Consider the following 12,598-nt stretch of genomic DNA (forward strand, 5'->3'; position numbering starts at 1 on the left):
CCGGGGCGATTCGTGGCGACATATCTGGACACGCTCAATGCGGAGCAGCGCCGCGCCGTGGAGCATGGCGTCGCCGATGGCGCGACCGTGGGCGCCCCCCTGCTCGTCATTGCCGGCGCAGGCTCCGGCAAGACCAATACGCTCGCCCATCGCGTCGCGCACATGATCGTCGCAGGCGCCGATCCACGACGCATCCTCCTGATGACGTTCTCCCGCCGCGCCGCGGCCGAGATGGCCGGCCGGGTCGAGCGCATCGCACGAAAGGTGCTGGGCGAGAACAACGCCGCGATCATGCGCGACGCCCTCACCTGGGCCGGCACGTTCCACGGCATCGGCGCGCGGCTCCTGCGCGAATATGCCGAGCGGATCGGCGTCGATCCAGCCTTCACCATCCACGACCGCGAGGATTCCGCCGACCTGATGAATCTGGTCCGGCACGAGCGCGGCCTGTCGAAGACCGAGAGCCGCTTTCCCGCCAAGGGCACCTGCCTGTCGATCTACTCGCGCTGCGTCAATGCCGAGATGGAGATCGAAAAAGTGCTCGGCCAGCACTATCCCTGGTGCGCGGGCTGGGCCGCCGAGCTGAAGGGCCTGTTCGCGGCCTATGTCGAGGCCAAGCAGGCCCAGCACGTGCTGGATTACGACGACCTGCTGCTCTACTGGTCGCAGATGATGAGCGATGCGCTGATCGCCGAAGAGATCGGCGGCCGCTTCGATCACGTGCTGGTCGACGAATATCAGGACACCAACCGCCTGCAATCCTCGATCCTGCTGGCGCTGAAGCCGGATGGACGCGGGCTGACCGTGGTCGGCGACGACGCGCAGTCGATCTATTCGTTCCGCGCCGCCACCGTCCGCAACATCCTGGATTTTCCGCAAAGCTTCTCCCCCCACGCCGAGATGATCACACTCGACCGCAACTACCGCTCGACCCAACCCGTGCTGGCGGCGGCCAACGGCGTCATCGGGCTAGCGCGCGAACGCTTCACCAAGAATCTCTGGACCGACCGCACCTCGTCGCAGAAGCCGCAGCTCGTCACCGTCCACGACGAGGCCGACCAGGCGCGCTACATCGTCGAGCAGGTGCTGGCCAACCGCGAGCAAGGCGCGCTGCTCAAGCACCAAGCGGTGCTGTTCCGCACGTCCTCGCATTCCGGTCCGCTGGAGATCGAGCTGACCCGCCGCAACATCCCCTTCGTCAAGTTCGGCGGACTGAAATTTCTCGATGCCGCGCACGTCAAGGACGTGCTGGCGCTGCTGCGCTTTGCCGAAAATCCGCGCGACCGCGTCGCCGGTTTCCGCATCCTGCACCTGCTGCCGGGCGTCGGCCCCGCCACCGCGCAGCGCGTGCTCGACCAGATGGCGGAGAGCACCGACCCGCTTGCCGCCCTCGGCCAGCTTGCGGTACCGCCACGCACCGGCGCCGAGTGGACCGACTTCGTCCGCACGGTCGCAAATCTGCGTTACTCGGAATGGCCGACCGATCTCGAGCGCGTGCGGCTCTGGTATGAGCCGCATCTCGATCGCATCCACGAGGATTCCGAGACGCGCCGCGCCGATCTCATGCAGATCGAGCAGATCGCCAGCGGCTATGCCTCGCGCGAAAAATTCCTGACCGAGCTCACGCTCGATCCGCCGGATGCGACCAGCGACAAATCAGGTCCTCCGCTCCGCGACGAGGACTATCTGATCCTCTCCACCATCCATTCGGCCAAGGGCCAGGAATGGAAGTCGGTGTTCGTGCTCAACGTCGTCGACGGCTGCATGCCGTCGGATCTCGGCGCCGGCACCTCGGCCGAGCTCGAGGAGGAGCGCCGCCTGCTCTATGTCGCGATGACGCGCGCCAAGGACGATCTGCACCTTGTCGTGCCGCAGCGCTTCTTCACCCACGGCCAGCAAGCCAAGGGCGACCGCCACGTCTACGCCTCGCGCACCCGCTTCATCCCGGAATCCCTCGTCTATCTGTTCGAGCGCACCGCCTGGCCGAAGGCCGCCGCCGGCGCGGCCCGCACCACGGCGCAAGGGCCGAAGATCGACATCGGCGCGCGGATGCGTGGGATGTGGCGGTAGCGCCGACCTGTTTTGACGCGTTTTCTTTACGCGAACCGGTATCCACTTTGCTCGAAAACGCTTTAGGCGTTCAGCCGGTCAAACCGGACCTTGCCTGCCTTCATCACCATCGGGATGTGCTCGCCCTGACCGAGCAGGCAGGCCACATCGCGCAGCGGGTTGCCGTCGACCACGAGCAGGTCCGCAATAGCGTCGGGCGCAATCCGGCCGAGCTTGCCCTCCATGCCGAGCACTTCGGCGCCGATCAATGTCGCGCTCGCGATGACGGAGCGCGCTCCTAGAATTTCGGCACGAATGCGGAATTCGTCGCTCTGGAGGCGTTGAGAAGCTCCAAGCAGGTCGCTGCCAAATCCCATCTTCACCCCGGCGTCGCGATAGATCGCGAGCGAACGCAGACCGGCGTCGCGGACATCGGCGATCTTGGCCACGCTCTCCGGCGGCAGGCCGTATTGGGCGCCCTCGTTGGCCAACGCCTCGTAGGTGACGAGGGTCGGCACCACATAGGCGCCCTTTTCGGCCATCAGGCGCGCGGTCGGAGGATCGACCAGATTGCCATGCTCGATTGTGCGCACGCCGCAGCGAACCGCGCGTTCGATGGCGGCAGCGGTGTAGGCGTGGGCGAGCACGTAGGTCTGGCGCCCGCGCGCTTCCTCGACGATGGCGCGGATTTCGTCCTCGGAGTAGCCGAAGGCGCCGACCGGATCGGTCGGTGAAGCGACGCCGCCAGACGCCATGATCTTGATCTGGTCGGCGCCCATCTGGAGCTCCTCGCGTGCCGCCCTGCGCACGCCGTCGACGCCGTCGGCAACGCGCGCCAGCGCCCCAACCCGCACGCAGCAGGGACACGGGGCATCGCTCGCGAGGTAATCCGAGCGGGCCCGCATGTCGCCGTGGCCGCCGGTCTGGCTGAGCGCGCGGCCGGAGACGAACAGCCGGGGGCCGTCGGTCAGGCCGGTCTCGATCGCCTGCTTCAGCGCATGGCCGGCGCCGCCGGCGTCGCGAACGGTGGTAAAGCCACGCCGCAGCATGCCACGCAGCAGCAGCGTCGAGCGCAGCGTCACCAGCACGTTCGGCATGTGCACCTGCTGCGCCAGGTTGAGCTCAACGGCGATGGCGTGCACATGCAGGTCGATCAGGCCGGGCATCAGCGTCTTGCCCTTGAGATCGATGGTACGATCGGCGGCGGCCTGGATCGGCCGGTCCGAGACCTCCTTGATCAGGCTGTCTTCGACCAGCACATCATGGCCTGCCAGCAATTCCGCCTGGAGCGGATCGAGCAGTGCGGCGTTCTTGAAGAGGATGCTGGGCATCGCGGAATCCTGTCAGGTGTCGGCCGGCGCAAGCAGCGCCGGCAAGGTGAGCTGGGCGAAGGGAAGGCACGCGGCGACATCGTCCTCGGCGTACCAGCCCGCCTCGTGAAGCAGATTGAGCGAGCCGAGCGTACGGCCGCGCCAGCGCACGGGCATATTGAGCACGCTCGCGCAGCCGAGCGAGGCGATCAACTCGTGGTCGGAGAACACCTTGCGCAGATCATCCCGCGTCCGGCCGATATAGGCCTCGCCGCGGTCGAGCACGGCCTCGGTCCACGGGCCCGGCGCGAGGCGCTTGCGTCCGCCGGTCGGGTACGGGCCGGGAAGATTGGAATAGACTCGCGCAGCTTCGCCGCTGTCGCCGTCGTAGGTCAGGATCGTGAACAGCTTGTGCCCGATCGCCGACTTCACGGCTTCGTCGAGTGCCGCGAACAGTGCATCCGGCTGATCCGCCCTGCCCTGCGCCGACGCGACGGCGCAGAGCCAGGGGTCAGCTGTAACTTTCGTCCGCGTCATGCAACTTCACCCGCCGCGATCTCTTCCAGCGAGCGGCCGCGCGTCGGCACGCCCATCAGCACGACGGTGACTGCCCCGAGCAGCAGAACAGTGGTGGTGACCCCGAATACGCCGGCGAAGCCGAAATTCGGATAGAGATAGCCGACCAGGATCGGCGAGACGATCGCGCCGATGCGGCCGATTGCGGAGGCGAGCCCGGCACCCGTGGTCCTGACCGGCGTCGGGAATACTTCGGCGGTATAGGCATAGACGCCCGCATAGGTGCCGTTCATGAACAGGGACAGGAAGATTCCCGCCGCCATGATCTGCTGGTCGCTTTGCGCGAAGGCGAGCCCGAGCGCGCTGGCGCCGCCGAGCATCATGTAGGACGCGATCGTCGCCTGCCGGCCGATGCGCTCGTTGAAATACGCGGCGCTGAAATAGCCCGGGATCTGCGCACAATAGATCGCGATCGAATAGGCGAAGCTCTTGGTAATGCTCATCCCGTTCTGGACCAACAGGCCGGGGATCCAGACGAAGAAGGAATAATAGCTGAAGGTGATCGCCAGCCACATGATCCAGGTCATGATGGTGATGCGCGCCTGGCGGCCGGCGAGCAGCGCCGCGAAATTGGCGAGCAACGTTCCGGTAGCTCCGGCCGGCGCCGTCGCTTCGACGACCGGCTGCGGCAGGACATGGCCTGCGCGCGCAAAGCCTGCCTCGATCCTGTCGAGGACGGCTTCGGCTTCCTTCTCCCGTCCCCGGCTTTCGAGCCAGCGCGGCGATTCCGGCAGTGCCCGGCGCCACCACAGCAGCATGACGACCGGCACCGCTGTGATCACCAGCACGATGCGCCAGCCGTTCTCGTAGGCGGGAACGATAAAGTAGCCGAGCAAGGCTGCGGCGACGAAGCCGAAGGAGAAGAAGCCGGCGAGTGCGCCGGTAAAGCTGCCGCGATAACGCCGCGCGACGAACTCCGCGAGATAGGGCGCGATGATCGCGCTCTCCGCGCCGGTCCCCATGCCGGCGACAACGCGGGCGGCAAAGAAGGACGGCCAGGTATCGACCATCGCGCTCACGATCGATGCCGCGCAGTAAAGCGCCAGCGCCGACATCATCACCGCGCGGCGCCCGATCAGGTCACCGAGCGTACCGGCGAACAACGCGCCGAACAGGAAGCCGATATAGGTGCTGCTGCCGAGCACGCCGATCTGCACGCTCGACAGGTTCCAGGCAGTGCGCAGCACAGGCAGGATGAACGCCAGCACGGCTGCGTCCATCGCGTCGAATGCGTAGCCGAGCCCGCCCATCAACAGCAGATGCGTATGGAAACGCGCGAATGGAAGGCGCTCGATGCGCGCCGAGATCATCGACATGAAAGTCCCCTCAGTCTTGGCGGCCCGGCGCTCCGCGTGTCTCTTGGGGAACCATAGACAAAGTGACATTATCGTCATAATTTATAATCATGATCTAATATATCACCACGGTGAATGTTTGTGTCGTTCCGCGCGCTCGACCTCAACCTCCTGAAAGTCTTCGAGGCGCTGATGACCGAAGGCAGCGTCACCCGCGCGGCGAGCGCGCTGACGATGACGCAGCCCGCGGTCAGCAACGCGCTCGCACGCCTGCGCGACGCGCTCGGCGATCCCCTGTTCGTCAGGTCCGGCACCGGCATTCGTCCGACCCAGCGCGCCGTGGTGCTGTGGGAGCCGATCGGCGAGGCGCTGGAAAGCGTCCGTGGCGCGCTCGACGAGCAGGTGTTCGATCCCGCCCGCGCGCAGACCGAGTTCAGCCTGTCGATGTCGGACTACGTCGCCTCGCTGGTGATGCCGAACCTCCTCGGTCATCTCGGCAAGGTCGCGCCCAAGGCGCGCATCCACACCGTGCCCAACACCATCTTGGAGATCGCGGATCAGCTCGAGGACAACAGGGTCGATTGCGTGCTGAGCGTCTATGTCAATGAGGCGCAACAGCCGGCCGCCATTCGCTCGCGCTCGCTGTGGACGGTCGACTACGCCTGCTTCATGCGGCGCGGCCATCCGCTCGCGGCGATGAAGCGGCTGAGCACGCGCAGCTTCCTCAACGCGGGGCACGTGGATGTGAGCCTCGCCGGCAAGACCTTGCCGTCCTACGATCTTTTCCTCGCCTCGCGCGGGCTGTCGCGCAACCTGGTCGCGACCGTCAATCATTACAGCGCCGCCTACGAGGTCGTGCGCCAGTCCGACCTGATCGCCGTGCTGCCGAGCGATCTGCGCTCGCAATCCCGGCACGCGCCGTTCCTGCACGCCATGCCGCTGCCACTCAAGGCACCGCCGCGCATCGTCAGCCTGTTCTGGCACCAGCGCAACGACACCGTACCGGCGCAGCGCTGGCTGCGCGAGACTTTGGTCGAAATGTTCGCCAGGTCCGCTTGATCCGGCCGGCACGGTGAAAAACTGGAAACCATGCCTTTCCCGCAGCAGCATTGTCGAAGCGGCCTCCGCACCCTAGCTGCACAGCAAACATTTCCCACATGCGGGCGCCGCTCGCGCCCCCCTCCACAGAGACCTGATCGATGATCGCACCGCTTCAATTCGGACTGGACACCTTTGGCGACGTCACCAAGGACGGCACAGGCGCCATGCTTCCGCATGCGCAGGTGATCCGCAACGTCGTCGACGAAGCCGTGCTGGCCGACGAGCTCGGCCTCGACTTCATCGGCCTCGGCGAGCATCACCGTGCCGATTTCGCGATCTCCTCGCCCGAGACCGTGCTCGCCGCGATCGCGTCGCGCACCAGGCGCATCCACCTCGGCTCGGCCGTGACGGTGCTGAGCTCGGACGACCCCATTCGCGTGTTCCAGCGCTTTGCCACGCTTGATGCGCTCTCCAACGGCCGCGCCGAGGTCATCCTCGGCCGCGGCTCCTTCACCGAATCCTTTCCGCTGTTCGGCTTCGACCTGCGCGCTTACGAGGCACTGTTCGAGGAGAAGCTCGATCTGTTCACGGCACTCTTGTCGCAGCAGCCGGTGACCTGGGAGGGCAAGCTGCGTCCGCCGCTGAAAGAGCAGCTGGTCTATCCGCCGGTCGAGAACGGCCGGCTTAAGACCTGGATCGGCGTCGGCGGCAGCCCGCAATCGGTGGTGCGCGCCGCGCATTACGACCTGCCCCTGATGCTCGCGATCATCGGCGGCGATCCCGCGCGCTTTGCGCCTTACGTCGATCTCTACCACCGCGCTTTCAAGGAGTTCGGCCGCCAGGCACAGCCGATCGGCGTGCACTCGCCTGGCTACGTCGCCGAGACGGACGAACAGGCGCGCGAGGAGCTGTGGCCCGACTACAAGGCGATGCGCGACCGCATCGGCAAGGAGCGCGGCTGGCCGCCGATGGGCCGCGACGAGTTCGTCAATGAGGCCGAACGCGGCTCTCTCTATGTCGGCTCGCCGGAAACCGTCGCGCGCAAGATCGCCAAGACCGCAAAGGCGCTTGGCATTTCGCGCTTCCAGCTGAAGTATTCGGCGGGGCCGTTGCCGCACGAGAAGCTGATGAAGAGCATCGAGCTTTACGGGCGGAAAGTGGTGCCGATGGTGCGGGAGATGATGGGGTGAGGCGATAGTCCGTTTTCGCTTTCGCTCACCAGAATCTCTTCTTCGCGAAGGCGTGGCCCGAACCCGACTTCAAATAGCGTTCGAAGGCTCTCGCCTTCTCGATATCTGAGAAGGCCACATAGGTAACCAGCTTCCAAGGCATGTATTTGGAGGTATGCGGAGACTTGCCCGCGTTATGATCCGCTAGCCGTTTTTTGAGGTTCGCCGTCAGGCCAATATAGCGCTGACCGCCGAATGCGTCGCTCTCCAGAAGATAGACATAGTGCATGGGGCCGCCCTCCTTCGCCAAGGCTTCGGAGGGCATCCTGCTTCGCGCAGTTGAAGGCTGCAAATCCTGCGAAGCGCGTCAGCGCGAAGCAGGATGGTGGGGGAGGCAGGACTCGAACCTGCGAAGCCATGAGGCGGCTGATTTACAGTCAGCTCCCTTTGCCACTCGGGACACTCCCCCGCTCGATGGCAGCACAATCGGGCCGGACCTTGCCGGCGACCGAAGACGGCCATGGAACGTGAAGGCCGCGACAGCCCGGATGGGGGCGCGACCGGGCGCGTTTATGGGCGATGCGGTGGGGCAAAGTCAACCGAGGCGAACAGCTAAAATCGCCCCCGAAGCCGCCCAAATTGCCATATTCCGGGACCCGTGACACAAGCGAGCCCATGAAGGATCGAAAATTCACCTCAAGGGGCCCCCGCGGCGGGGCTAAGCCCTTCAACAGGCCCGGAAAATCAGCCGGTCGGCCGGCCTGGCGCGACCGCGATTCGCAGTCCGACGGACCGGTCATCCTCTATGGCTGGCACACCGTGACCATGGCGCTCGCCAACCCTCAGCGGCAGATCCGCAAGCTGACGCTGACCGAGAACGCCGCAAAGCGCCTTGCGGACGAAAACATCGCGACCCGTGTCACGCCCGAGATCGTCCGGCCCCAGGAGATCGACCGCCTGCTGTCGCCCGACGCCGTGCACCAGGGCCTGCTCGCCGAGGCCGACGCCCTGCCCTCGCCCGACATCGAGACCCTGGAGCAGGAAGGCATGGTGCTGGTGCTCGACCAGATCACCGATCCGCACAATGTCGGCGCCATCCTGCGCTCCGCAGCAGCGTTCGCGGTGAAGGCGATCGTCACCACGGCGCGCCACAGCCCCGAGGCAACCGGCGTGCTGGCCAAGGCCGCCTCCGGTGCTCTCGAGTTGGTGCCAATGGTGACCGTGCAGAACCTCGCCCGAGCGCTGACCGCGTTGAATGAACGCGGCTTCCAGACCGTTGGGCTGGACAGCGAAGGCAGCGAGGACCTCTCGAACGTCACGCTGCGCGAGCCGCTCGCGCTGGTGCTTGGTGCCGAAGGCAAGGGCCTGCGACAATTGACCCGCGAGACATGCAGCGTCGTGGCACGGCTCGACATGCCCGGCGAGATCAAGAGCCTCAACGTCTCCAACGCCGCCGTGCTCTCGCTCTATGTCGGCGCGAGCCGTCTCGGGCTGATGAAGCGGTAGAGCGTTTTCGAGCGACGTAGATACCGGTTCGCGTAAAGAAAACGCGTCAAGCCAAGAATCCAAAAAACAAAACGCCCGTCCGCATCATGCGGACGGGCGTTTCGTTGGCTCAACCGATCAAGGATCAGTAATAGCGGCGCAGCACGCGATGGCCGCCGTAATAGTACGGCGCGGGGCGGTGGGCGTAGCCGTAGCGCTGACCGTAGCCGTAGTGCGCACGCGGCAGATAGCCGTAACGCGGGCCATAGCCGTAGCGATACGGACGGTAGTACGGGCGGCGGTAGGGATAGGCCGCCGGCGCTTCGACGGCGGCGGCGCGATAGCCATAGCCGTAGCCGTATCCATAACCACGGCCGTAGCCGTAGTTGGCGGGCGCGACGACTGCGTCCTCACGATAGGTCGGGTACGGCGCGAAGGCGCCGGGGCCGGTGTAGGTCGGGCCCTGGTTGACGTAGTAATACTGAGTGGTCGGCTCGGCGAGGTGCTCAAAGCCCCAACCGCCATAGCCCGGGCCATAACCCCAGCTACCGCAACCCGTGTTGCAGCCGCTATAGACCGGCGCAACCGGTGCGCACGTGCTGAAGCCGCAAGCCGCGGCGGGCGCGGTGGCGACGAACATCACGGCAGCCGCCGCAACCAGTCCCGAAATCATCTGACGCATTACTCTCTCCTGTTGATTTTAGTATCTTGGATTTTTTCTCTTGGATTTTTTCTTGGATTTTTGACGTTTCTTAAGTTGGCGGCCTTCCGGGCACCTCTGCATGCGGCCGCGGCCGAGGACGCCGCGGACGGTCATTGATCTCAGGCGCAAAGATCACCGGCGGCGGATTGACGGGCACGTCCATCTGCGGCGGCAGCGGCGCCGATTGCGCACCCCAGCTCTGGTGATAGCTCTCGGCGGGCCTGGGCAATTTTCGGTTCGCGGGCGGCTCGACCTCGAGCCGGCCGTAGCCCGGCCGCAGGCCCATGGTCGGATAATAATGGCCGACGTCCTCGGGCTGCCGCTCGGCGATGTAGCGCCCGCCATAGATGGTCGGCTGCACCTGGACGTTCTTGCCGAGGCCCCAGACACCCTCGACCACGCTGTAGGACGCGTCGATGTTGTTGATGATGATGGGCACGCCCGGGCGGCCGGGAACGACGATATCGAAGCCGCCGCCGGCAAACGCCGTCGCGGGCAATCCGATCAGAAAGGCAGCGAGCGCCACAGCGCGCATGGAAGGATCCCGGTTTATCCGACGCTCAACCTATCTGATCGCCACGCGGAGAGGGTTAAGGCCCTCTCACCAATTTCCGGTAAGCCTAACGTGCAAGGGTCGACAGCGGCTCAAATGCCGCAAGCTGCGCTAGCGAAGCGTTAACGGGGCGCGAACCCACCGCGCATGCTGGAGCGTACGAGGTTGTGTGGCACAAACTGCACATCCTGGGCGGGCTCACGTCGATGTGACCCCACATGCGAGAATCCGCGGAACGACTGCAGGATGGCGCGCTTAGCACAGGTCTCAACAACATGGAGAAAATGCCATGACGAGCCTGAAGCTTCTTGGCTTGGCCGCGATCGTCGCGTCCACGCTGGCAACACCGGCCTTTGCGCAAACGACAGTCGACAATTCGGGCCGCTGCACGGGGCTCTTCCAGGATCTCAATTGCCAGAATCTCGGCCCCGCCGATCCCACCACCGATCGCGCCTATCGGCGTCGGCACATGGCCCGCGGCCAAGTGGATCCGAATGACGGAACTCGATCGGGCTTCTGGCCGGTAGACACCGCGGGCGCAGTTGCTGGCGCCGCCGTCGGTACCGCGGCAGCTGTTGCATCCGCGCCGTTCCGCGGCTGGGACAATTCCTACGCCTATGACAATTCCGGTGGGTATGCCGGCGGCCGCAGCGAAATGGGCTGGTACGGCAATTGGGATACCTACGCGGCCCGCAACGGCATCGTTTGCCGGCCCGGCACCTGGTACAAGGGAGCGGACGGCCTCCAGCACATCTGCCAATAAGGCCTTCATCCATCGAGTTGAACGGTTTCAGGCCGCCCTACGGGGCGCCTGTTTCATGCCGGCGAAACGCACCCCTCGGGTTCTGGCACTTTCCACCCAAGTCTGATATTGCGGCGCGCATGGGCGGACGGCTCCGGCACATGCCGGTCCCCGCCCCGCTTCATGAGCGTGGCCGGCTTAGCTCAGCGGTAGAGCAGCGGTTTTGTAATTAGACTTCGGCGAATTTGGCTGAGTTTGGTTTGGTCTTATTGCGGTGACTTTAGCGGTGAAATTGCTGTTGATTCAGTCGTTTATGGTTCCGTTGAGCGTCGGCTAGTGTATGGTTCGGTATGCCACGATGAGGCCGCCGGAATTACCCGGCCGGTTACCCGGACAAATCGATGCTCCCCGCACAGCACAAGCGCGCCGCCGCGTTCATCAAGAATTTGAAGGCTACCGAGGCCCGTCAGGAAGTCCCCGACGATGCTGTAAGCGGCCTCTACCTCATTGTGCAGCCCTCTGGCGCGCTGTCCTGGGCAGTCCGGACCAAGCTGGACGGCAAGGCCGCCAAAGTCACCCTAGGCCGCTATGACGAGGAAGGTTCTGGCTTAGAGCGGATCGAACGGCCGTCCAGCAAGCAAGTTCTAAACATCACCGAGGCGCGGGCATTGGCCGCTCGTGTGAAAGCCGATGCAAAGCGCGGACATGATCCACGCCAATCCAAAACCGAGCGCTTTAGCCTCGAATATTGGCTTGATGAATTCATCAAAACCGCTCGCTCAACCGGGTTCAAAGGCAAGCCGGTCAAGGCCTCCACAGCGGACGAATACGATCGCATCATCAAAACGGACATCAAACCGCATTGGAAACACGTCACCGATATCCGCACGCTCGATTACCGGGACGTTGAAAAACTACTCGAGAAATTGACGCCCGGCGCGCGACGAAACGCATTTGCGGTCTTGTCCACATTCTTCCGTTGGAAACCTGTTGGTCGGATGATCGGCAAAAACGTGATCGAATTCGCACAGTCACCGCCGAAGCCACAGAGCCGCGACCGTGTTCTTTCACACGATGAAATTAAAGTCGTATGGAATGCTGCAACAGCCTGTGACTATCCATTCGGGGCACTGGTCAAACTGCTCTTGCTGACTGGTCAGCGACGCGACGAAATCGCGAACCTGAAATGGTCCGAACTGTCTGACACGCTCGATACGATCACGTTTGAAGGATCGCGCACTAAAAATGGTCGCGCCCATATGGTGCCGCTTCCGCAACTGGCAACCGCGATCATCAAGACGCTACCGCGAGTGGCACTCTCATCCGACAAGATGTCCGACTACGTTTTCACAACGATCGGCACCACACCATTTAGCGGCTTTTCTAACGGAAAGGTTGCCCTTGAAAAGCATTGCGATCCGGCACTGCCAGATTGGCACCTGCATGATTTGCGTCGGACGGTTTCAACCGAACTCGCGAAACTCCGTGTGACACAGGAAGTGACGGAAGCAATTCTGAACCACAAATCAGGCAAAGTCAGCGGCGTCGCAGCGATCTACAATCGCTATGAATACGCTGACGAAAAGCGAGAAGCCTTAAACCTATGGGCCGATCGATTGCAAGAAATCGTCATTGACCGACCGCGCCCAAGGCTTGTTGTGTCTCAATAGTGTAA

General features: G+C 64.1%; 12 protein-coding genes and 1 tRNA gene. 6 read left to right on the forward strand and 7 right to left on the reverse strand.

What is annotated here, in order from left to right:
* Positions 1–12: 12 nt before the first annotated feature.
* On the forward strand, positions 13–2,070 hold the full coding sequence (locus ACKWRH_RS28165) for an ATP-dependent helicase (protein ID WP_445216167.1): 2,058 nt from the start codon (positions 13–15) through the stop codon (positions 2,068–2,070).
* Between the two features lie 62 nt (positions 2,071–2,132).
* Here the strand turns inward: ACKWRH_RS28165 and ACKWRH_RS28170 are convergent, their stop codons facing one another.
* From ACKWRH_RS28170 to ACKWRH_RS28180, 3 genes are read right to left on the reverse strand one after another with little or no spacing between them, the layout of a single operon-like run.
* Complete coding sequence (locus ACKWRH_RS28170; protein WP_445216168.1) at positions 2,133–3,380, reverse strand: amidohydrolase family protein; 1,248 nt, start codon at positions 3,378–3,380, stop codon at positions 2,133–2,135.
* A 12-nt stretch (positions 3,381–3,392) separates the two neighbouring features.
* Positions 3,393–3,896 carry a GAF domain-containing protein gene (locus ACKWRH_RS28175; RefSeq protein WP_445216169.1) on the reverse strand — a complete coding sequence of 168 codons (504 nt, stop codon included), beginning with the start codon at positions 3,894–3,896 and terminating at the stop codon, positions 3,393–3,395.
* The gene (locus tag ACKWRH_RS28180; RefSeq protein WP_445216170.1) at positions 3,893–5,251 is read right to left on the reverse strand and encodes an MFS transporter; all 1,359 of its coding nucleotides are present in this window, start codon (positions 5,249–5,251) and stop codon (positions 3,893–3,895) included. Before ACKWRH_RS28180 ends, ACKWRH_RS28175 begins: the two co-directional genes overlap by 4 nt.
* Positions 5,252–5,365: 114 nt before the next feature.
* Here ACKWRH_RS28180 and ACKWRH_RS28185 point away from each other — a divergent pair, with 114 nt between their 5' ends.
* On the forward strand, positions 5,366–6,289 hold the full coding sequence (locus ACKWRH_RS28185; RefSeq protein WP_445216171.1) for a LysR family transcriptional regulator: 924 nt from the start codon (positions 5,366–5,368) through the stop codon (positions 6,287–6,289).
* A gap of 140 nt (positions 6,290–6,429) precedes the next feature.
* On the forward strand, positions 6,430–7,461 hold the full coding sequence (locus tag ACKWRH_RS28190) for an LLM class flavin-dependent oxidoreductase (RefSeq protein ID WP_445216172.1): 1,032 nt from the start codon (positions 6,430–6,432) through the stop codon (positions 7,459–7,461).
* A 25-nt stretch (positions 7,462–7,486) separates the two neighbouring features.
* Here ACKWRH_RS28190 and ACKWRH_RS28195 read toward each other — a convergent pair whose 3' ends face one another.
* Both ACKWRH_RS28195 and ACKWRH_RS28200 read right to left on the reverse strand, forming a co-directional pair.
* Positions 7,487–7,729: a GIY-YIG nuclease family protein gene (locus ACKWRH_RS28195; protein ID WP_445216173.1), complete on the reverse strand. Its 243-nt coding sequence runs from the start codon at positions 7,727–7,729 to the stop codon at positions 7,487–7,489.
* 94 nt (positions 7,730–7,823) lie between these two features.
* Positions 7,824–7,909 (reverse strand) — tRNA-Tyr (locus tag ACKWRH_RS28200).
* A 206-nt stretch (positions 7,910–8,115) separates the two neighbouring features.
* Here ACKWRH_RS28200 and rlmB point away from each other — a divergent pair.
* Positions 8,116–8,946, forward strand: a complete 831-nt coding sequence (gene rlmB / locus ACKWRH_RS28205; protein ID WP_445216174.1) for a 23S rRNA (guanosine(2251)-2'-O)-methyltransferase RlmB — start codon at positions 8,116–8,118, stop codon at positions 8,944–8,946.
* A 124-nt stretch (positions 8,947–9,070) separates the two neighbouring features.
* Here the strand turns inward: rlmB and ACKWRH_RS28210 are convergent, their stop codons facing one another.
* A complete protein-coding gene (locus ACKWRH_RS28210) occupies positions 9,071–9,607 on the reverse strand; it encodes a hypothetical protein (RefSeq protein ID WP_445216175.1) in 537 nt (178 codons plus the stop codon).
* A 70-nt stretch (positions 9,608–9,677) separates the two neighbouring features.
* On the reverse strand, positions 9,678–10,163 hold the full coding sequence (locus tag ACKWRH_RS28215) for a hypothetical protein (protein ID WP_445216176.1): 486 nt from the start codon (positions 10,161–10,163) through the stop codon (positions 9,678–9,680).
* Between the two features lie 307 nt (positions 10,164–10,470).
* On the opposite strand from ACKWRH_RS28215, the gene ACKWRH_RS28220 reads away from it, so the two are divergent.
* Together ACKWRH_RS28220 and ACKWRH_RS28225 are read left to right on the forward strand one after the other, a co-directional pair.
* Positions 10,471–10,944, forward strand: coding sequence for a hypothetical protein (locus ACKWRH_RS28220; protein WP_445216177.1), 474 nt, complete (start codon positions 10,471–10,473; stop codon positions 10,942–10,944).
* Between the two features lie 380 nt (positions 10,945–11,324).
* Complete coding sequence (locus ACKWRH_RS28225; RefSeq protein WP_445216178.1) at positions 11,325–12,593, forward strand: tyrosine-type recombinase/integrase; 1,269 nt, start codon at positions 11,325–11,327, stop codon at positions 12,591–12,593.
* Positions 12,594–12,598: the final 5 nt, after the last annotated feature.

It is taken from the genome of Bradyrhizobium sp. Pa8 (assembly GCF_052588265.1).